General features: G+C 66.1%; 15 protein-coding genes and 1 pseudogene. 10 read left to right on the top strand and 6 right to left on the bottom strand.

Translation table 11 applies throughout. The features are described from left to right. Nucleotides 1–496 precede the first annotated feature (496 nt). A complete protein-coding gene (locus tag ACI79G_RS07985; RefSeq protein ID WP_456880599.1) occupies nt 497–700 on the bottom strand; it encodes a hypothetical protein in 204 nt (67 codons plus the stop codon). Between the two features lie 557 nt (nt 701–1257). Here ACI79G_RS07985 and ACI79G_RS07980 point away from each other — a divergent pair. Continuing rightward, a complete protein-coding gene (locus ACI79G_RS07980; protein WP_456880598.1) occupies nt 1258–2463 on the top strand; it encodes a HEPN-associated N-terminal domain-containing protein in 1206 nt (401 codons plus the stop codon). Between the two features lie 3 nt (nt 2464–2466). Here the strand turns inward: ACI79G_RS07980 and ACI79G_RS07975 are convergent, their stop codons facing one another. Beyond that, nucleotides 2467–3207, bottom strand: a complete 741-nt coding sequence (locus ACI79G_RS07975; protein WP_456880597.1) for a hypothetical protein — start codon at nt 3205–3207, stop codon at nt 2467–2469. Between the two features lie 515 nt (nt 3208–3722). Here ACI79G_RS07975 and ACI79G_RS07970 point away from each other — a divergent pair. Further along, nucleotides 3723–4250 (top strand): hypothetical protein, encoded by a 528-nt coding sequence (locus ACI79G_RS07970; RefSeq protein ID WP_456880596.1) that lies wholly within the window; start codon nt 3723–3725, stop codon nt 4248–4250. Nucleotides 4251–4618: 368 nt separating this feature from the next. Here ACI79G_RS07970 and ACI79G_RS07965 read toward each other — a convergent pair whose 3' ends face one another. Next, entirely contained in the window at nt 4619–5659 is a 1041-nt protein-coding gene (locus tag ACI79G_RS07965) for an IS110 family RNA-guided transposase (RefSeq protein WP_456880595.1), read from the bottom strand. Between the two features lie 470 nt (nt 5660–6129). On the opposite strand from ACI79G_RS07965, the gene ACI79G_RS07960 reads away from it, so the two are divergent. The 4 genes and pseudogenes from ACI79G_RS07960 to ACI79G_RS07945 form a co-directional block, all read left to right on the top strand. After that, complete coding sequence (locus tag ACI79G_RS07960) at nt 6130–7359, top strand: IS110 family RNA-guided transposase (RefSeq protein WP_456880594.1); 1230 nt, start codon at nt 6130–6132, stop codon at nt 7357–7359. Nucleotides 7360–8403: 1044 nt separating this feature from the next. Continuing rightward, nucleotides 8404–10650, top strand: a complete 2247-nt coding sequence (locus ACI79G_RS07955; protein ID WP_456880593.1) for an ATP-binding protein — start codon at nt 8404–8406, stop codon at nt 10648–10650. Beyond that, on the top strand, nt 10647–12026 hold the full coding sequence (locus ACI79G_RS07950) for an AAA family ATPase (protein WP_456880592.1): 1380 nt from the start codon (nt 10647–10649) through the stop codon (nt 12024–12026). The genes ACI79G_RS07955 and ACI79G_RS07950 overlap by 4 nt, the downstream gene beginning before the upstream one ends. A gap of 632 nt (nt 12027–12658) precedes the next feature. After that, a pseudogene (locus tag ACI79G_RS07945) lies at nt 12659–12792 on the top strand (IS3 family transposase); the annotation flags it as partial. Nucleotides 12793–12906: 114 nt separating this feature from the next. Here the strand turns inward: ACI79G_RS07945 and ACI79G_RS07940 are convergent. Beyond that, nucleotides 12907–13056, bottom strand: a complete 150-nt coding sequence (locus ACI79G_RS07940) for a hypothetical protein (protein WP_456880591.1) — start codon at nt 13054–13056, stop codon at nt 12907–12909. 356 nt (nt 13057–13412) lie between these two features. Between ACI79G_RS07940 and ACI79G_RS07935 the strand changes: the two genes are divergently transcribed. From ACI79G_RS07935 to sixA, 4 genes are all read left to right on the top strand, one after another. Next, entirely contained in the window at nt 13413–16022 is a 2610-nt protein-coding gene (locus tag ACI79G_RS07935; protein ID WP_456880590.1) for a hypothetical protein, read from the top strand. Nucleotides 16023–16026: 4 nt separating this feature from the next. Further along, a complete protein-coding gene (locus tag ACI79G_RS07930) occupies nt 16027–17031 on the top strand; it encodes a hypothetical protein (RefSeq protein ID WP_456880589.1) in 1005 nt (334 codons plus the stop codon). A 423-nt stretch (nt 17032–17454) separates the two neighbouring features. After that, the gene (locus ACI79G_RS07925) at nt 17455–17880 is read left to right on the top strand and encodes a hypothetical protein (protein WP_456880588.1); all 426 of its coding nucleotides are present in this window, start codon (nt 17455–17457) and stop codon (nt 17878–17880) included. Between the two features lie 385 nt (nt 17881–18265). Continuing rightward, nucleotides 18266–18772, top strand: a complete 507-nt coding sequence (gene sixA, locus ACI79G_RS07920) for a phosphohistidine phosphatase SixA (protein WP_456880587.1) — start codon at nt 18266–18268, stop codon at nt 18770–18772. Nucleotides 18773–19460: 688 nt separating this feature from the next. On the opposite strand, the gene ACI79G_RS07915 is transcribed toward sixA, so the two are convergent. Beyond that, entirely contained in the window at nt 19461–20105 is a 645-nt protein-coding gene (locus ACI79G_RS07915; RefSeq protein ID WP_456880586.1) for an adenylate kinase, read from the bottom strand. A 7-nt stretch (nt 20106–20112) separates the two neighbouring features. Further along, entirely contained in the window at nt 20113–21528 is a 1416-nt protein-coding gene (locus ACI79G_RS07910; protein ID WP_456880585.1) for an NAD-dependent succinate-semialdehyde dehydrogenase, read from the bottom strand. Nucleotides 21529–21536 lie beyond the last annotated feature (8 nt).

Below are 21536 nucleotides of genomic sequence, written 5' to 3'. Positions count from 1 at the left end.
CACCCGAGGACCCCGCGCCATACACCTCAACGGGCTCGCCCGCGCCAGTGTGTAACGACGTCGCCGGACGGCTCCCGCATTCTCATCCCCAAGCGCGGCGATCCAAGATCGCCAACCGATACACCTCATGCACCTCAGGACGGTGCAATCCGTTGTGACAAGTAGAGGACGCGGGTGACAGCGGTGCGGTCCACTGGCCAACGGCAAACCGAGCGAGGTCACCAGGCGTGCGTGAGACCCTCGCACCGGGAGCGTCTTCCAGGTAGGGCGTTGCTCGGCCGTAGGGTCACCAGCCGTCCAGCAGGGCCAGGAGTAACGTCGCCGGCGACGGCCAATGGCGCGCCGGTCGGGGTGACGTCGGGTCGGCTGCGTCGTCACCGACCTCTCCGCCACCTGTGTCACCCCTGGTGGCTTCCCGCTCCGCGAGAACGGTCCCGACGTCACCGTCGACGCCGGTGTCCTACTGGAGCAGTACCGCAGGTCCGGCTCAGGGCACTCAGGACAGGTCGGGCGCGCCGCTCCAGCGGGCCCGCCGCCGGTAGGACCGCAGGACCGGCTTCAGTGCCCGGCCGAGGCCGGGCAGGTCTCGGTCGTAGAGGCGTCCGTCGTCCAGCTGGCCGGCGAGCTCACTGAGCAACCTCGGCCAGTCGCGGCGGGTCGGCTCGAGGGGCACACGGATCTCGACCCGCCGCTCGACCACCTCCACTACCGTCCGGCCGGAGGTCTCCGCACGGCGCTGTTCCCAGGCTCGATGCCGGCAGGTGGCCGAGCACCACTTCGGGATCGGGCCGCGGCTGCGTGGGGTGATTGGTCCGCCGCACCATCCGCAGGTCGTCGCGGCGGTGCGTCGTTCGGGCCCGTCCGCCGCAGCGCCGGCCTGGTCCGGACGGGGTCGTTCTACAGGGGTGTGTTGCAGGTGCTGGCGGCGTTGCTGCTCGCGCGTCCGCCGTCGGGCCCGGTACTCGGGGGTGCCGCTGGTGCCCATGCCCCTGAGTGTGCAGGCGGTCCTCCGGTGACTCGTCACCACGAGTTCCTGTTGACCTGGATGCACTAGGTGTGTCGCCTCGTGATCTTGGAATCTCCAGGTGCCTGAGGAGTGCGCCGGCCGGGAGGCGACATGAGCCTCGCTCGGCGCCGGGCGATTGGAGACCCTGCCTTGCGCCCAGATTGACGCAGGTCGCTCCAACCTGGATCGGCTGTTCTCGGGTCTGGGATCACGCGTTGCGTGAGCCACCGGTCGTCGGGTTCCATGTGTCCGTGGGTCTGACCAAGCGGTACATGGAAGAGGCTTACGCCCGCGGATACTCCGACCATTCCGGCATGGTCTGCTCGAAGTGCATCACCGAGCCCGCACTCGCCGCTGCCGTCCGCGAGGAGGGCGAATCGTGGGACGTCGAAGACGAGGAAGCTGACGCCTGCGAGTACTGCCAAGAGGTACCGCAGGCACCTGAGGCGCTGATCGAACTCGAACGGGTAATAGAACTCGTTATCGGAGGCCTACGGGCTGAGTACGACGATCCGGCCGAGGAAGCCGGCTGGGACGGACGCGAAGGCGGCTACCAGGTCCCGACGTACGATACCTACGATCTCCTGTGGGAATTCGGGATCGCCGAGAACGACAAGCTCATCGACGACATTGCAGGAGCGATCCACAACACTTTGTGGTGCCAACTTCATCCGTACGAATCAACTGAAGGTCAAGCACTCCAGTGGGGCTGGTCGGCGTTCTGTCGATACGTGAAAACCCGACGTCGATACACGTTCCTCGCCCCAGAGGTGGACCCTACGCTCGGTGGCGGCGACATCCCCCGCCACGCCGTTCCCGCAGCAGTCGTGCGGTCAGTCCAGCATTCTGGTCTGGTGATCGTCAGTCCTGCCGGCACCACCTGGTGGCGCGCACGCGTTCATCCCGCTGGCGAGACTTACGGGAGAGCTAAGGAGATCGGGACTCCCGCGAGCGAACACGCCCGTGACAACCGCATGACACCGAAGGGCATCGGCGCATTCTACGGCGCCTCAACCTTGGAAGGAGCCAGAGCCGAGGTCGCCGGGTACGCAGCCGCGGACCGCGACGCGACTGTCGGCCAGTTCATCCAGTTGACTGACCTAGCCCTCATCGACCTACGCGACCGGCCACCGGTCCCGTCGCTATTCGACGAACGCGACCGCCACTTGCGTGGCGTCCGGACCTTCATGCGCGATTTCATCACGGACGTCACCAAGGTCGCTGACCCGAGCGACATCCAGGACCTCGACTACATCCCGACCCAGGTCATCGCCGAACACCTGCGCTACGACATCCCCGTCGACGGCATCCTGTGGCGTTCTACCAAGGACCGCGACGTCACCGTCTGCGTCCTGTTCCTAGCCAACAATACGATGGCCGACCGTGGCGCCACCAGTGAACAGTCCCAGCTCGAACTGGACCCGACGTCGGTCACCCACATCCCAGGGCCGCTCTGAAAGTCACTCGAAAACATTAGAGCTCCACACCGGAGCGGCCGGCTCCGGATTCGTCTCTACTGATGCGACCTGGTCAGCGGGGACGAACGTTCCCAGGCCGCGAGCGATGGCGAACTTGTACCCGAAAAGGTTGATGGCGTGGGCGAACTCGACACACCAGCCGTACGCGATGAGCTTCTCTTCCTCTCGCTTGAACCGAGGCGCGGACTGCCAGCTGATTGAGCGGTCGTCCCCTACACGAACCGACGCGAAATGGCCTGCTGCCGACGGGTGGGCGTACTTGCTGAGCCGGTTGTAGACCTCGCGGAAGCTCGGCATGCGGCCGCTGTTCTGGGCGTAGTTCGTGATGGTGCCGATCTTCACTCCGTACCCTGCACCCTCGCCTGAAAGCGGCTTGGCCTTCTCGGGATGGTCTGTCATGTAAAGGATCGCACCGCACTGCTCGGCGTAGGCGCGTAGGAGGGTGAACGCGGCGTGCGGGTTGTTCGCTTGGACCGAGGCAATGATTGCCTCGTGGAGCGACTGGGCGCGGGCGACGAAGCCGCAGACGACGATGTGGTCTATCGTGATGGCGCCGCTCGGGACGACCGTCCGAGCCAGCGACAGAATCATTTCGCGCGCGGCGATAGCCGCAGCGTGCCCCGACTCCTCGTCGCTGATGCCGTACTTGTCGAGCAGAGCGTCGAAGTCCAGCTTGTTGCCGGCTCCGGTCTCTTCAACAGCTTCGGTCTTGTTCTCGGCCACCTGGCCCCTCCTCCATCTCGCAGAACGAGGCTACGTGCCAGCCAGCGGCTGAAAGCAGGTGCGAGCCTCACGGCGTTCGAACCCGAACAGATTGTCAGCCACTGAAGCGAGATGCTCGAGGCCACCCCGCCCCGCTGGAGCGGGAGGCCGAGTTCACAACTGCGTCGGTCGTCGACGTGTTTGGCAACGTCCTGAGCGTCATGCATAACCCGCACTGCCTTGAGATGCTCGCCGCCGGAGCCCATCCATGACCCGCCACCACCACGATGAACCGGAGCCGCTGAACGGATCAGCGAGTCCGAGACTCACAGGGTCGCCGGAAGCCGATCCCCTTGCGGCGCACCGCGCGAGGATGCCCGCGAGGGACAGTCCCGGTGTTCTGAGCTACCGCTTTCCCAGTTCACTGACCGTCGCCGGTGGCCAGTCGGCTTACGGGTAGGGCGGGGCCGGGTGCCACCTGCTCGTGCAGCAGGCCATCTTGACGGCACGCACACCTGCAAGAGCTACTGAGGCACGTGACGACCTCGCGACCGACCGCGACCCCCATAGACCCGGGTGAGGGGTGGAGTCGCTGCTGGCACTGCGGCCGGGGGACTCAGGGCGGCAAGCACCGCGGGCACTCCGATGACCCAGAGATTCGTGGCTACGTCACCTGGGCGAAGTGCCGCAATAGCGACCTCAAGGAGTACCAGCTCGCACTCCCTGACCCCGGGACACTGACGGACCCAACCGTCGAACACCCACAGATGACCCGGCTTGCCTTCGAGCGAGGCCCCGACTGGCTGGACGACGAAGCCCCCCGTCGATGGGGCGCCTCACTGGTCTGGTGGCAGCCTACGAAGGAGTTCGTCGTTCAGGTCTACGTCGACGGCAGGATCGCGATCAGCGAGAGCTTCGGAGAGCGTGCCGAGGCGGACGCCTGGTTCACTCGTGAGGTGGTGCGCTTGCGCCGTGAGGACTCCCGGTTCCGGCCATCGATGGCGGAGCTAGCAGCGATGCCCTGGAACACCGACGATGACGAGGACCCGCAGCTGCCTGAGTAGTTCGGCTGGGGAAAGCAATGGGACCGCCTCGGCGCGCCGGCGGCTGCTGACGAGCTGGCGGGATGGACAACGCGCAGCTACGCCCCGTATGCCGCCTGCCATGCCCGTTGGGCGTGGTGCTGGCTTCCTTGCTGGTGACGCTCGGGCGGTGAGCGCCGACCTCCAGGGAACCTGTTACAACGCCTTCCGCCGCCCGAGATGAGCTCCTATGTGTCAACGCCTGTCTGGGCGAGGGGCGCCGGGCGTAGCGTTCGGGCTGGCGGTGGGTGCGGTGGACTGGCCGCAGCGAAGAGCAGGTCAGGGACTGTGAACCTGTCGCGCAGCTGGCTTCGGCCGTGCAGACGCGTCCCCCCTTGCCGCTGCCGCACTCACCGTCCCGCGGCGGGGGCTCGGCCGGCGGCCAGGTCGTCGTGCAGGGTCTTGTAGACGACGTCGGAGAGGCGTCGCTTCAGGCAGCGGACGGCCTCGCGGCCACTCTTTCCTTCGGCGCGTTTGCGTTGGTAGTAGGCGCGGCCTTCGGTGTCGGCGCGGATCTGAGTGATCGCCATCGTGTAGAGCACCCGGTTGAGCTGTCGGTTGCCCGAACGGTTGAGCCGATGGCGGGTGGTGCGTCCGGAGGAGGCGGGGATGGGGGCGGTGCCGTTGGCTGCGGCGAAGGCGTGGCGGGAGCGGTAGCGGCGGATGTCGGCGACCTCGCCCAGGATCGTGGCGGCGCTGACCGGTCCGAGACCGTAGACCGCGGTCAGCCCGGTCGTGACCTGCTCGACCTCGGCGGTGATGAGGGCGGTGACCTCCTGGATTTCTGCAGTCAGCTCGGCCAGGCGGGCCAGTCGGCGGCGGGTCAGCTGCGCGCGGACACTGTCGTCACCGGCGAGCAGATCCTTCGCCGCGCTGATGAACGTCGGGCCGGTCAGCCGCTTGACCTGGCGCTGGTAGCCGGGTCGCAGGCCGTGCAGCTCGGCGTGGGTGCGGCTGGCCAGGGCGGTGCGCTCGGCGACCAGTTGCGCCCGGTAGTCGGCCAGCGCGCGCAGGTCGGCGGCGGCGCCGACGGCCAGCCGCACCGGCGGCAGCGCAGGCTCGCGGGCGGTGATGCGGGCGATGGCGACCGCATCGACCGGGTCGGTCTTGCCCGCTCCCGGTCGGCCGGAGCGTTCCCGAGAGGTCAGGCTGGGCGGCACCTCGACCACGTCGATGCCGCCGGTGAGCACGAGCCGGACCGCGGCGCCGCGGCCGTAGTTGCCCGAGCCCTCGATGCCCACCCGGCGCACCGGATGCCTCGCGAGCAGTTGCTCGAGGGCGTCGAAGCCGGCCTCGGTGTTGGCCACCTCGGTCACCACCACCGGCCGGCCGGCCTCGTCGATGACCGCCACCGCCAGGGTGTCCTTGTGCGTGTCGATGCCGGCGAGCACGCCGACTCCTTCCTCGTCGACTCCACTCGCGAGGACCGACGCCCCGGGCGCAGCGCATGCACTTGGTGGCTGTCGCAACCGGCGCTCCTATCAGGCGTCAACCGCCCGAGACATCGGCGAACGTCACCGGCGGGCACTCATCGAAGAAGGCCACGGCGGATCGCGACGGGCAGCAAGACGTCGAGCCTCGCCGGTGACGCTCGCGAGCACCCCGCCATCGACGAGGCGCCCGAAGTACACCAAATGCAAAACGTGTAACGGTTGCGATCTTGATCGCTGCCCTTGCGGATGAGAACGCTGCAGGGGTCCGGCGACGTCGTCTCACAGTGGTGCGGGTGAGCCCGTAGATGTGTATGGCGCGGGGCTCTCGGGTGCCCCTTGATTGCTGCTGCGAGCGCGTGGGTCTGTGTCCTGGCAGAGGGCCCTCCGGACGACACCGCATCGGTAGCGAGCAGGGGGAGGGGTTCCAAGTGGAGGTGCTGTTCGAGCGGGTCGCCGGACTGGACATCGGCAAGGCGACGCTGACCGTCTGCGTGCGCACGCCCGGCCCGCGGGGCCGGCGCAGTGAGACGCGGACCTTTCCCACGACCACCCGCGCGCTGGAGGTGATGCGCGACTGGCTGCGCGAGTGCGGGGTGACGGTGGCGGCGATGGAGTCGACCTCGACCTACTGGAAGCCGGCCTTCTACTGCCTGGAGGAGGTCATGGACACGTGGCTGTGCAACGCCGCGCACATCAAGGCGATCCGGCGGCCCAAGACCGACGTCCGGGACGCCGAGTGGATCGCCCAGCTGCTGGAGGTCGGGCTGATCCGCCCGTCGTTCGTGCCGCCACCGGAGATTCGCCGGTTGCGGATGCTGACCCGCTACCGGGTGCAGTTGATGGGCGACCGCACCCGCGAGGTGACCCGGCTGGAGCTGATGCTGGAGGACGCCAGCATCAAGCTGTCGTCGGTGGCGGCCAGCCTGACCAGCGTCTCGGCGCGGGCGATACTGACCGCGATGATCGCCGGCGAGCGGGATCCGCAGGTCCTCGCCCAGCTGGCCCGCGGCAAGATGCGGATCAAGATCCCGCAGCTGGTCGGGGCGCTGACCGGGCACTTCGACGACCAGCACGCCCAGCTGGCCCGGACCATGCTGCACCGCCTGGAGCTGATCGAGGCCGCGCTGGACGACCTGGACGCCACCATCGCCGCCGCCTGCCGGCCGTGGGCACACCAGCTGGAGCTGCTGCAGACCATTCCCGGGGTCGGGCCGAAAGTGGCCCAGGTGATCCTGGCCGTGACCGGCGGGGACATGTCCCGCTTTCCCTCGGCGGCGCATCTGGCCTCCTGGGCCGGTCTGGCGCCGGGGATCTTCGAGTCAGCGGGCAGGCGCCACCAGCCCGAGGCCCAGCACGGCAACAAGTGGCTGACCTCGATGCTGGTGGAAGCGGCCGGCTGGGCCGGCCGGATGAAGGGCAAGAACTACCTCTCCGCTCAGTTCGCCCGGCTCACCGCCCGCCGTGGGATGGGCCGGGCCGCGGTCGCGGTCGCCCACTCCATCCTGGTCTCGGCCTACTACATCCTGTCCCGGGACGAGCCCTACGCCGACCTGGGTGCTGACTGGCTGGCCCGCCGTCACGACGAGGCGCACACCCGCCGACTGGTCGCCCAACTCGAACGCCTCGGCCACACCGTCGTCCTCGACCCGGTCGCCTGACTCAACTGCAGAAGGACTGGAGGACGGGCTGCGCCCGCCCCGCGCTGACGCGCGCCTGCAGCTCATCTGCTCACGGGTCTGTGTCCCTCTTGGTCTTGTGTCCCTCGTGATCTTGTGCGGTCTCCAGTGCCGGGCGGTTTGGCGTAGGTTTTCTCCCCGTAGGAGGGCGCCGGGTGTAGTCGTATCGGCCGCTGGAGCCCGTCCTGCGGGTTTGCCGTCTCCGTGCCAGGCGGCATGCTGGTCCTGCGGGCGACGAAATGACCACGCTCGTGGCGGAGTCCTTCGCCACCGTGCGCGACTACGCCCCCTTATGGTCAGCGGCAAGGGCGACAAGCCTGGACGTGCTTCACGCCCACCCCGGCCTTCGCCGGCGTCTCGGCAACGATCAACGGCCACTTCACTGGGCCGCTGCTACATACCCGCTTGGGCGCCGGCATGGATGGCGGCCCGGTGCTCCGCTACGTCTCCATCACCGCCTTGTCGGACCCACCCCCGACATCCCGCCGCGCGACGTCCAGCGCCTGCTTCGCCACACCCGCTCCGAAGACCACCTTCCGCAGTTAGAACATCACCAGTGAAGCGCTGAAACGGCACGCCTCCCAAGAGATCGCCGGCTTCGTCGCCTATTGGACCAGCTGGGCCGAAGACGGGCCGCCGCGAAGTCGTGTCTGTCCTCGAGCGCCCCACAGTCGGGCGCTCTAGAGCGGTTCCCAGCCCGGAACGCCCCGGTAGCGCCAAGGAGAAGCGTCGATCTCTCACAGGACGTCTCGCGGGCGACTGCGAGCGAGCGCTGGGCCATGCACAAGACCTTCCTGGGGTGGTGAGCGTACACCCTGTCACCCTCATACAAGGCATCAGAAGTGCTCACCCTTCTCACCGTTCACATCAGTCCCAACAGACTCATGTCAACGTGACCCTGGGTGTGCAATGTGCTTGTGAGTCGCGACGTGCCGGGTTGTAGTGTCACCAGGGTCCCTCCACTGAGAACCCAGTGTGAGGTGGCGAGTGACCTACCCGTATTACTAGAGGCAGAGGAACTCAGCTGTGCAACTGGATGACGACCTCAGGCGAATGAATTATTTGCAACCCGGCGATAGGGCACGACTCCTCGTCCAAGGGCGCCAGGAAAGCCATTCAGTCAGTGGCATTGTTACGGATGTCTCAGTCGAGACGGTCTCTCTGAACCTCGACGGTACCGCGAAGACTATCAATTTCCCCGCGGCGAGCATCGTGACGGTCGAAGTCGCTGTGGCCGGCAGAGGAAGAGTATCGCCACCTTCCACTTGGCGCCGGGTCGCTCTTCCGCCGCCGATGGCGGTCCTTGTAGCCGCGCTTGATGGTGCCCTACTGACTGGTGCCGGGGCGCTCATCCGTGAGCTCGATTCCCCGGTCATTGCTCGACTTGAGTCGCAGCTGCACGCTGTTCAGTCGGGCCTGACTACCCCTCGCATTGAGCACCTGATTGAGGCTTGCCTGCACTGCTTAGATCCCTGTCGGCTACTCCTCGCGACTCAGCAGTATGACGAGGCTCACCGAGAATATCAGCGGTTTAATCACCTCGTCGATGCGGCTATCGCCGAGAATGCGAGGATTGGCGACTCTCGCCGCCTTCGGGAGGCGTTGCAAGACATCCTAGCGCGGTTGCGCGATCTGGTCAGGCAGTACTGGAAGAAGTATCAGGCCCTCTCTCTCCCACGACCTCGCATCGTTCAGGTTCAGGACCCGGTCACTGTATCAGTTGCACGCAATGGCGAGACCATCTTGCCCTTCAGGCTCTACTTGGGTGACTCTCATGCCCCAGCGGAACAGCTACGAATCCAATTCAACGACATCCCTGGCTTAGCCGTCCTGGGCGGCCTCTCGCAACTACCACGCCTAGAGTCAGGGCAGGAGAAGACTCTCAGCGTGCCCGTTGCCATTGACAGTCATCTTGTGAAGCGGGGGACGCTACGACTGAGGGGCCAGATCAGCTTCACTGGCGCCGGTCAGGGCCGAATGGTTAGCCCCATGCAAACGATAGAATTCCGCCTTCTTCTCCCGGAAGAATTCCGAGAGATACCGAATCCGTATACCGCCTACGCTGGCGGCACGACTGTTTCGGATCCAAGAATGTTCTTCGGCAGAGGGTCGCTTATTGAAGAGCTATCTTCCCAACTGTCTAGCGGGCCGCCCGGTCAATGCTTTGCGCTGTATGGCCAAAAGCGGACTGGCAAAAGCTCGGTACTCGAACAGGTTCGTCGATGTTTCGAGGGGCTTCCGATTATACCCGTGTCAATATCCTTCGGCACAATAGACTTCGAAAGTGCGGGCATTACATCGGCTCTCGTTCGGGAAATTCTCGAGCAGACACGCGTGCCTCTTCTGACGGGGCTGCCGCAAAGTAAAGCACGCATGCTCGAGGATTTGTGGCCCGATGATCGACGCATCAGTGATCGGCCTCTAGAATCCCTTCGGACGGCATTGCTCGCCGGTAGGCAGCTGCTAGCTCGTGAGGAAGGCTGGGCTGGCCTCCGCTACGTCTTGCTCGTTGACGAGTTCACTTACCTCTTCGAGGTGCTTCGCCACCCGGAGCCCAATCCTCATCAAGTGGCTAGCGTTCGCGACTTCATGCGGCAATGGAAGGCTCTTCTAGAATCACAGATCTTCTCTGCACTCGTGGTGGGGCAGGACACGATGCCCTACTTCATGAGGCGGTTTCCTAACGAATTCAGCAGTCTAACTACTCGGCGGCTGTCGTACCTGGATTACGACGAAACGACCAACCTGGCGAATCATCCTATCCGCCGTGCGGACGGATCGTCTCGGTACACAGGCCATGCGCTGTCGGTCCTCTACAGTTACACGGACGGGCACCCCTTCTTCACTCAGATTGTTTGCGAGCGCCTCGTTCGCCGAGCCAATCAGGCTCAGCGCGGGGACCTGGGCGAACAAGACGTCCTTGAGGCGATCGAGAGCCTATTGTCTGGTGAGCAGATGATCGACTTTCATAGATTCGACTGCTTTCTCACCGCGGACAACACGGGGCTATTGGCCTCAATCGAGGAAACAGAGACAGCGAGTGCTACTTATCAGTATGACTCCGCTGGCGAGGAGGCGCTCCGCTTGCTGTCCCAGATTGCAACTCTAGGCGGGCATCAGAACCGACCAGTGCTCATCGAGTCGTTGCGGCTAGAGGAGTCTGACAGACGAGTGTTAAATGACCTGATACTGAGGGGCGTCCTGACGTCGGAAGAGGGCGCGGTCAAGATCAAGGTAACACTCTTTGCCGACTATTTGCGGAGGCAGTGGTGACGTCGCGATCGAATCAGGTCGATGAGATCGAGCGGTTCGTTATGGCTAGCGCCAATGTGGCACTGCATGCTGGTCCTGGCATGGGAAAGACGTACCTGCTGCGCAAACTGGCCGCCAAGCTGACGGAGCGTCCTGCTGCTCCTATAGTGATCCAGCTGGACTTGTCAACGGTTACTACCGGAGGCGAAGCCTTCCGGGAGATGTTGGTGCCTCTGCTTGAAACACGGGGTGTTCGTCAGTCGACTGGCGACGTAGTTGACCTGCGAGAGTCTTGGACACGCTTAAGGTCTGAGCTACGCGGAAGTCCGCGATTGGTAGTGCTCTTGATAGATGAGTTCGACGCAGTCGTCAGGTTGCATGACGGGGCAGTGTTTATTCGGTACCTCCGCGAGATCCTGCATAAATCTGGCGAGTTGGGGTGCGCGGCAGTACTGGCTTCAAGGCGGCCTGTCGCCATCATTGAAGAAGAAATTCGTGGGATTTCAACCTTGGCCAGCGTTTGCTATCCCCTCTACCTTCGCGTGGTGCAAGATGCGGATCTATGTGACGACTGGCCGGAGGTGAAGCTTCTCGATGAAAGCGGGCGTCGTGAGGTCATGAAGTATTCGGGCGGCTTTCCACTCCTAATTAGATGCTTTCTGGCTCAGGTGTCTAGTGGACTAGTGTCGTCTGAGGGCTACGGCGAAACCCTGGAGGCGCACCTGTATCAGACTGTTGAGATGCAGTTGGACTATTTATCGCGTATTGGTCTGGGTTCCACTATGGCACAGGAAGTCCTAGGGCCGGTTGTAAACTCCCGGCCCCGGGACAGGCGTCTCTTGGCGTCTCTGGGGGTGCTCGCGAGTAATCATGTGAGTGGGTATGAACGAGGCATGGCGGATCTCGACGCGTTCACCATTGTCCTTCGTCACCGAACAATGGACCTGTCCCCTTGGGGCATCTTCGGTGAGGTCGAACGAGCGACACGCTCCCTAGTTGACTGCGTGATGAGCGAGGCCTTTGGCGTTTCCTGGGCCGAGGAGGTCAAGGCGAGAAAGGCGTCACTGCGCAATGTAGTGGAAGCGGCTGAGCAGGTACGCCGCGATGACTGGCGAAAACACGGCCAGGATATTCCGTGGTTGGCCTACACCTACCCGAAGGACCTGTGGGAGATCATGAGCAACTACTGGGATCGTTTCTCTCCGTGCTTTCCCCGTGGTGATAGGAACTATTGGCGGGAGCGATTCCTTGGTCTTGGGTCTCTACGCAATCCGCTGGCCCACAACCGTCAGGAAGTCATCACCGAAAGTCAGCTAGTTCAAGTACAGGTCTGGTCTGACGAGATTCTTCGTTCCGTGTCGCATAGGCTCGAGTTGTCGCATCCCACTGCGGTCTGACGGGCATCTAAACTAGGGTCCTGATCGGCCCGCTCGCCGCAGAGTGGCGCCCAGGAGATGACGTGGATCAAAGTGGCGGTAGCAGCTTCTTGCCGCAGGGGCGGGCGGAACGCCGGTTGCGCTCGTCGATAGGGCAGGGGTGCGGGCGGCGCTGACCGCGGCCTCGCCCCTAAGCTTGGCTTTTAACTTCAGGAAGCGGCGTTGTGGATCGCCGGGTGGCGTGGAGACGGTCCTCGTCGGGTGCCTTCGGGGCATCCGGGTGAGAGTCCGCAGGGTCTCGGAGGACTGGCCGGGGTGCTCAGCCGCGGCAGCAGTTGGCTGAATACACGGCGGATTCGGGTCGGAGCAAGCCGGGCAGTCGGCAGCCGCCGCTCCCAGGGCAGCCGGTTGTCGGCGGTGATCGGCCGGGCCAGTCGCAGCTGGGCGTAGGCGGCCAGCACCAGCCAGGTCCAGCGGTCGGCCTGCGGCTGGTCGCGCACCCGCGGAGTCCGCACAGGCCAGCGCCTGCTTGCAGAAGCGGAAGGTGTGCTCCAAGTCGAACCGGCGGATGTAGGCCCGCCAGCAGAGGCCCAGGTCCGGGGTGCTGGGACCGGCCCAGCACAGCCACAAGGTCTTGACCGCCCGACCGCCCGACCGCCCGACGGTTACGCCTGGCGATCGTCGTCTGGATCGAGAGACCTACCACCGCCGCCGGCGCCAAGATGCCTTCGGACGCTTAACCCCCATCGAGTTCGAGACCCTGACCCAGGCCGCTCACGCGGCCTGATCGCCCTTACCGAGCCGGGCCAACCGATGCCTGCGCAATCCCAGAGGCGGACCACCGTGCGTGGGAGATCGGTGTGCCGTCGCCGGTCAGCGCCTTGGCCAGCAGCCACGAGGACTAATGCATCGCCCTGATTTGTGTCGGCGGTTCGGCCAGCCTCAGCTTGAGCTCCCGATCGCGCAGTGCCTCGGGGCAGCTGCGCCGGCCCGCCGGCCGGGGCAGGCCGGCCAGGCCGTGCTCGGCGTGCTGGCCACTCCAGGTCAGCATCGTCGCTCAGCGTAGCCAACCATCGCGCGGTCCGCTTGACCGCCAGGGTGTCAGCGGCGAACAGCACGACCCGGGTGCCTTTGACCTATCGGGCCGGTGCTGCCTTGTCCGGGCCCCGTCGCTGCAGCTCTACCTATTGGCCTCTGGTACCTCGACCGTTCTCACGTGCGCGGGCATGAAGTGGGTGGACCCGAACCGCGATCATAGCAAGACACGCCGCAGCTGAGCACTAGCGCGCGGCGGCTAGTGTTCCCCGCGTGGCTGTGGTGAGGTAAGACCGTCTCACCGCTCATGGCGGAACCCTTGTCCATCAAGGCCGGGATACTCATATGACAACCCTTCGCATGCTGCGCCACGTGCCTCTTCTGCGGCTGGAGTCAGCAGCGACGGACCTTGGCGGGGGGCGACTCCTCGAAGTTCCGTTCGACGAGTACAACGATCTAATGCTCGGCGCGTTCGAGGACGCACGCAGTCTCTACCTTGCAACCGCTCCGGTCTTCTTCGAGAGCGAGGTCGATGTCGCGCTGACGACGCTGATGGATCCTCACCAGACAGACTTCGCCGACCTCTCCTCGTGGGCTTACGCCCAGCCTGGCATCCAACTGGCGATCACGGAGTTCGAGAGGGAGGTAGCGCGGGTACACGCGGCTCTCTGCGTGACTCTTCCGCACCTGAGGCTGCCCGACCCAAAGCGTTCCATCGGCATCTACGACGTCCGACTGACCACTCCTGTCACTATCACCGAGCAGGGGCACGCCGATCAAGAGCTACTCTTCCACGCGGCGGCCACAGTCCCGCCAATCGCGGTGGCAGACCTTCAAGCGGCGCGGCAGTTCCTCGCCGCACACGAGGATATTGTCGTCGACGTCAGCGAGTCCTTAGGGCTCCTCATCAATACTGCGGAACCCGCGCTCGAGGTGGACGAACGGCTGACGATTGCCGTCCTGGCGCTGGAGGGATTGTTACTCCCTGACGTGACCCGGGGGCTGACGCGCACCTTCGCCCGGCGGGTGGCAAGCCTCCTCGCTCCCGATACGGCCAGTCGTGGGAGGCTGGTACGGCTTGCTCGAGAGTTGTATAACGCACGCAGCCGTCTGATTCACGGCGACTTGACGGAACGTCCGTGGTCGGAAATGTCCCACATGGCTCGTAGCCTCCTCGCGCGGGCAATCGTCGAGGTGTCCGCCGCCCGGAATGCCGGTCTCGACCTCGAACGGTTGACGGCTGCACTCGACGCACAGGCATACCAGCCACACTATCTATCCATTGAAATGGCCGCGCCGTACTGGGTAGACGCATTACGACCCAGGGTGACTAGGGGTATTCCACCGCTCAGCGGGGGCCCCGATGCCATCATTGTTCCAAAACGACACGTCGTGGCAATCGCCCCGCTTATCCGACTAGTCGTTCCGATCGACGAGAGGATACTGCAGGGGGATCTGCCGTTGACGTGGGTGACGCTCAGCGAACTACGTGGACTTGAAGACCCGGACATCCGACGGGACTGGGTTGCGGCAGTCAGTGCCACGCCTTCATCCGCCGATGCCTCGCAGGCCTGTATCGCCCTCTACGGCGACGATGAAGGACAAATGACGTACCCTGAGTTGCGCGGCCGTATGGACGCACTCGCGCGCTGGCGCGACTTAGCCGTGGTCGCGCTGCGTATGATAGGGCTCACGGACTTCATCGACCCCGAACTGTTAGGCGAATACGCGGTAGCGGACGGCCAGTCGCGCCTGCGCTGGCCCTCGATCTACCGGCAGACGGTCCTATTGGAGATGCGGAGGGCGCCGGAGGAGCTCCCCACGGCATCGATTGACCGTCTACTCGCCATCTGGAGGCTGCTCAAGTCCTACGAGACTGGGAGCCGGCACGAGCAAGTCGAACGAGTTCTTGACATTTACCGCCGTGCCCATTTCGACCTAGTCCTCAACCGTTCCACTCAGGCCCAACTGCTCTTTGCCTGCATGGAGACGATGACCGGACGACTGGCGAATGCGGCGGACCTCATACGGCCTCTCGTCCAGCAACACCAAGGGCCCGAGGCTAAAGCCATGGAGTGGTTCTTGAGGGACGGATTGGCGGTCCGGAACGCGGTGGCGCACGGGTACTGGGACTCAAGGGCTGAGGGGCCTCGAGGCGGGTCAGCCCTAAGTCAACTTTGGACGCTTGTAACCAGCCTCGTCCCCCAATACCTGGCGGCTTGGATCGAGCGGAAAGGAATTGACCCCGCCGCCGGGTTCCAGTCGCTCATGCAGCAGTGCCGGGTCGCCGATCTGCCGGAGAGCGACGCAGCCCACCTGGCTCCCCGGTACGCCGGCTTTGATGCTGCCGCGATGACCCGGCAGGGCCACAACCACCTCGGTAGCGGCAACACGGCGAAGGCGCTGTCCTGCTTCGAGAGAGCGGCTGACCTTGGCGACGGTCCCGCAGCGTTAGTAGCCGGTTCGGTGTTAGCCAGGGACCCATCAGCTGCCGACCAGGCGCGTCGGTTACTTCTCCGGGCTGCCGAACTCGGCGAGGTAAGCGCGGTCCTCAGGGTGGGCGTTCTCACGTCTAGATTGGGAAATGACGACGAGGCGCGCAAGTGGTACCTGGCAGCTATTGACCTGGGCGACTCGGAGGGAGCGCTGAACCTCGGACTGCTGGAGCATCGGCTAGGGAACATAGCTGAGGCCAAGCGATGGCTGCGGAGGGCTGCGGAGGACGGTGTCGCTCGAGCGATGCGCCAGCTCGGCCTCGTGGCCGAGGGCGAGGGCGACCTCCACGCGGCCGAAGACTGGTTCATGAAGGCAGCGGAGGTGGGCTACAGCGCCGCCATGAACGACGTCGCGGTCCTCGCAATCCAACGGGGGGATGCGGAGCTGGCGCGACACTGGTGGCAGCGAGCGGCAGACGCAGGATATCAACACGCCGCGGAGAGTCTCGCCCGATTGAACAGCGGGCGACGCGCAGAAGGAGGGTGACCCCATGGAGCCGCCTGTCATTGCAGCTCTCATCGCAGCGACGGCCTCCCTCCTCGTCGCTGGCTGGAACTTCATCGCCACCCGTCGAAATCAGCACCGACTGGAGGACATCCGCCAGCAAAACGCCATCGAGTTGGAGCAGGTGCGAGCTCAGTTGCAGAGGACGCGAGCGACGGAGGACGCTCGACAGTCATACGAGTTTGAAGCACGGAAACGGCTCTACACGACGATCGAGCCTTTACTCTTCGAGCTGACGGGGGCAGCGGAATCGGCGTTCGTACGGATCACTGACCTGGCACGAGCCGCCCGCACGGGACGGCTCGAGGATCCCAACGGTTGGCTGTCCGACCCAGACCAATACTTCTTGCTTTCAACGGCCCATAGGTTGACCGTGCCACTCTCTATCACCAGAATTTGGCAGCGTCAACTAACGCTCGTCGACCTCAACCTTGACCCTCTAATCCGGTTTCGGTTCGCCGCGTCCAAGCGACTCATGTTGTCATGGAGCGAGGACTTCGCGCTCGCATCCGCGGCTCCGAGCATCGTTTACGATCCGACCCTTCACGGGCGCCAAGGGATGTACATCGGCGAGGTGGAGAGGCTGGCAGACGCACTAATCGTTGAGGAGGCGAACGGCCGACGAGTCATGTCATTCGGACAGTTCGAGGCCGCGCATCGGAGCGGTGATCCAACATTCAGCGCCGCTCTGGCGCCGCTGACCTCCGTGCTCCGGGGTTTTCACCCAGGACGACGTCCGGTCACCTGGCGCATCCTGATAGCCCAGGCGCACCTCTACCAACTGCTGCTCACGGTCAAGCGGGACCCGACCGAGGAACTGCACAAGCTCGGCGAGGCGATGATGAGGATTCCGGCGGAGTCGCGCAGCGACTTCGACTGGGGTGAGTTACCTGATGGGGTGTCGAGCAACAATCTATCTGCTTCGTTCGCCGCCGCCGAGGCTCATCTCTTGCCGGAGTTGCGGCGCACATTGGACACTTACTCCACCTAAGGGCGTGTCCCGAACGTGTCGTCAGGTGAGGGCGATGGCGATCGCGACCTGAATAGTTGGCAACGCGCCGGAATGCTCCGCTTCCGCACGGCAGCTTCACATGCACGGGGCGGGTGTCGGGGCGCCCTGTGAGGCGGCGGGCGGCGCTGGCAGAGCGCGATCCGCGCGGGAACGACCGTTCCTTGGGCAGTGGCGGCAGCCAGGTCTAGACGAGTCCTGACCGTCATCTTGACCTGCCGATGCCGCCGCCCGTCGTACTTGATGGCGCCGCCCCTCCCGGGCTCTCGGTTCAGTGGCTGGGCGGCCGCCTCGGCGTGGCAGTGCAGGACGAGGCCTTCGGGTGACGATGTCGCGGTGACGAAGCGGGAGCGTGTAGACCACGACGCCCTGCATCGCCGCGCTCAGGTTGGTGTCCTGTCCGGTGTGGCAGCTGGCGACGACGTCTACGACCTGATGGCAGCCGCGGCTCCCAGCCACGTGCCCGGCTGGTTCACCCCGGATGTGGCTCTGCTCGAGCTGGCCGTCACGGCGCTCGATCTGGCCTGCCCGGCCGGCGCCGGGCCGCTGGAGTACGAGGGGCTGCGCGAGCGCTACCTGCCGGAGGTGACGTTCCGCGGCCGGGTGGAGCACCGCAACACCCAGTACGCCCTCTATGCCGCCGCCTGCATGCGCGGCGGCCTGCAGCCCGATCTGCTCAGCGACGCCGGCTGGTGGCAGACCCCGCTGTGGCAGTACGCAGTGTTCGCCGTCGTCATCTACAGCCGGGCCGCGGCTGAGCGGCTGGCGGTGCCGGTGGGCGAGGTGGCCCGGCAGGTCGCCGAACGGCACGGCCTCGAGCTCACCGCGTGACCAGTTCGGGTCCCGGGGAGGGGCGACCACAGGCCTCCACGTGGCCGTAGGGAGCCGGCTCGCGTCACCGATCCATGACCAATGGAGCGGAGAACAGGGGTCTCCAGGGCCTGGAACTGGCCGTCCGGAGGGTCCTCCAGACCTTCGCCAAAGGCCTGACAGGCCGGCTGACTTGCGGGAATACATGCAGCGGGTGACCGGAATCGAACCCGCATGGCCAGCTTGGATGGTGTCTCGAGCCCCCACGGGCGGCAGCGGAGCTCGCGTTGATCCTCGGCGTCGCAGGGTCGAGGACGCCGGCCGGCCGCGCCCGGCGCCCGAGGCTCTGGCGCCGGCGCCCTGTCGCCCGGCTGAGCAAGGCGCGGATGGGTGCCAGACTCGGCCGGTGCAGCCGCGGCGTCTCCTGCTGATCCGCCATGCCAAGGCCGCCGGCGGCCCGGTCGACCGGGAGCGGCCACTGACTGCCGAAGGCGTGCAGCAGGCCGCGGCGCTCGGGGCCTGGCTGGAGCACGCCGGTCTGGTGCCGGACCGGGTGCTGGTGTCCCCGGCCCGCCGCGCGGTACAGACCTGGGAGCAGGTCGGCGCCGCACTGTCGACGGGAGTGCAGCCGATCGGCGACGCGCGGATTCACGACAACACCGTCGAGGCGCTGCTCGCGGCGATCCGGGAGACCCCGGAGGACGTGCGGTCGGTGGCCGTCGTCGGGCACAACCCCTCGATCGGTGCGCTGGCGGGCGTCCTCGACGACGGTCGGGGTGATCCGGTGGCGCGACGTGCCCTCGAGTCCGGGGTTCCGGCCGGGGGTGTGGCGGTGTTCGACCTCGCCGTGTCGTTCGCCGCCGTCGGGCCGGGCGTGGCGACGCTGAGGAACTTCCGGGTGCCCAGCGACTGAAGGGGACACCCCTTGATTGCCTCGAGGGCCAGGCGCGGAATCAAGCCAACTGACCTGGAGCGCGACGGCTGCTGACGGCGCCGGAACCAGGGCTTGCCGCCGAGGCGGCGAGTGAGGGGGTCGGTCATGGCCTGTCGAGAGGGCCGAACCGGAGCGGTGTGCCGCCGGAATCTCTTGAGGGCCGTCTAGACGGGCACCATGGGCCGTGCTCGCGGTGGTCGGTGCGAGCGGCGTCCGGCTAGCAAGCGACCGTCACGTGTCCAACGTCGCCTCTATGACCGAAGAGCTGCGGCGCGGAAGAAGCCTGTAGCCGCCGGCTGAGGCCACAGTCAGCGCCGACGACGAGGGCTGAGAGCTGGCCGGCGTGGTGGCAGTTCTGGTTGCAGTTGGTCGCGTTCGCGGCTATTCGTAGCCGTGCGCGGCCGTATTTGTCCGCTGGTCACACGGCTTACGGAACTGTGGCGAACCGCCATGAACGCGATCATGACGGCCTGGCAGTGTGGGGGTCAGGGGTTCGAGTCCCCTCAGCTCCACCCTTCTGACCAGGCCGTTCCTCCTCCGGAGGGACGGCCTGAGTCGTCTCTGTTGCCAGCGTGGTGGCTGCCTGGCGGCAGGCACATCGCTGGGCCTGACACGCAGAGAGGCTCGCCGCCCGGCCCGGGTGCTCGGCGCCAGACATCCAACCTCGTCAGAGAGCGCGTCGCGGCGAATCCGCCATGGCTTGTGTGACCAGCCGCGGATGTGCGATCGGGTCGTTCTGCCCGAGCGCCGACAGCCCACGCTGGGTGACCTCAGTGATCTCTCCCATCGCGTCGATGCGCCGCAGCAGACCTGTCGTGGAGTAGAAGGCCGTGAGAGGCGCGGTCAGTTCCCGGTAGACCTCCAGGCGGCGGCGGACCGTCTCGGGCTTGTCATCCTCGCGCGTGACCCACTGGCCTTCGACCAGCAGTCGGCGGCCGGAGAGGCGACGGACGACCTCGTCCTCGTCGACGACGAGCTCCAGGACGCTGTCGAGCCGATGCCCCTGCTCGGCCAATGCCTCGTCCAGGCGCTCCGCCTGGGGGATGGTGCGCGGGAAGCCGTCGAGGAGGAAACCTCCGGCGGCATCTGCCTCGGCCAGTCGGCCCGCCACCATGGCGACGGTGATCTCATCCGGCACCAGGTCTCCGGCGTCCATGAAGGCCTTGGCCCGGCGGCCGAGGTCGGTGCCGCCGCTGACGTTGGCTCGGAAGATGTCGCCGGTGGAGATGGCCGGCACGCCCAGCTGCTCGGCGATGATCTGAGCCTGGGTTCCCTTGCCCGCACCCGGCGGGCCCAGCAGGACGACGCGCATCAGAACCTCACTCCGTGGGAGGGCCGCTGGGCAGGACGCCCGTGCCGACGACGTACGTCCGGGCGTTGGTGAACTCGATCGCGCCTGCCTCGCCGAGCTCACGGCCGTAGCCGCTGCGCTTGGTGCCGCCGAACGGCAGCCTCGGGTCGGACGCGACAACGGCGTTGACGAAGAGGGCCCCCGACGTGATCCGTCGTCCCAGGGCCAGCGCGCGCTCCGGGTCGGCGCTCCAGACGCTGGCCGCGAGCCCGTAGCGGGTGGCGTTGGCGATGCGGACCGCCTCGTCGTCGTCGACGACCGCGACAACCGCGGCCACCGGGCCGAACGTCTCCTCGGCCATGACCGGCATGTCCGGCGTGACGTCCGCGAGCACCGTCGGCGGGAACCAGGCGCCCGGTCGGTCGAGCCGCTCGCCGCCGGTGAGCACGGTCGCCCCGGCGTCCACCGACCCGCGCACCTGGCGCTCCAGCCCGTCGACGAGATCGGCCCGCGCCATGGGGCCGATGGTGGTGGTCGGATCAGTGGGACTCCCGACGGTCAGCTGGGAGACAGCCTCGGCGAACCGGCGGCTGAACTCGGCGGCGACCGCCTGGTGGACGACGAACCGCTTGGCCGCCAGGCAGCTCTGCCCGCCGTTGATGAAGCGGCTCTTGACCCCGGCGGTGACGGCGAGGTCGAGGTCGGCGTCGTCGAGGACGACGAAGGGGTCGGAGCCGCCGAGTTCCAGCAGACTCTTCTTGATGGCCCGGCCGGCGGCGGCGGCGACGGCCGAGCCGGCCCGCTCGCTGCCGGTGAGGCTGACCGCGGCGATCCGGTCGTCCTCGATCAGCGCCTGGCTGACCGCCGGGACGTCCTCCTCGGCGACGACGATGCTGCGGAACACGTCCTCGGGGAGGCCGGCGTCCCGGAAGGCGCGTTCGATGGCGAGTGCGCAGCCGGTGACGTTGGGGGAGTGCTTCAGGATCGCCGTGTTGCCGGCCAGCAGGGTCGGCGCGGCGAACCGGAGCACCTGCCAGTACGGGAAGTTCCAGGGCATGACGGCCAGGACCACGCCCAGGGGCTCGTGAGCGACCCAGCTGCGCTGGTCGCCGGTGTCCACCTCGGTGGGGGCCAGCGCGGCCGGCCCGTGGTCGGCGTAGTAGTCGCAGGCGGTGGCCGACTTCTCCACCTCGGCACGCGCCTCGGCGATCGGCTTGCCCATCTCGGCGGTCATCAGGGCGGCGAGCTCCTCGGCGTCCTTGCGGAGCTGAGCGCCGATCGCCCGGATGATCTCGGCTCGCCTCTCCACCGGGGTCGCGGCCCAGGACGCTTGCGTGTCGGCGACCGAGGCGAGAACGGAGAGCACCTCGTCGACGTCGGAGCCGGGATAGCTGGTCAGCGGCTCGCCGGTGGCCGGGTCGACCGTGGTGACGGTGGAAGGCACGAGCACTC

It is taken from the genome of Geodermatophilus sp. SYSU D00779 (genome assembly GCF_054050595.1).
Note: the sequence above shows the minus strand (reverse complement) of the source record. Positions and strands in the feature narration are given on the sequence as shown.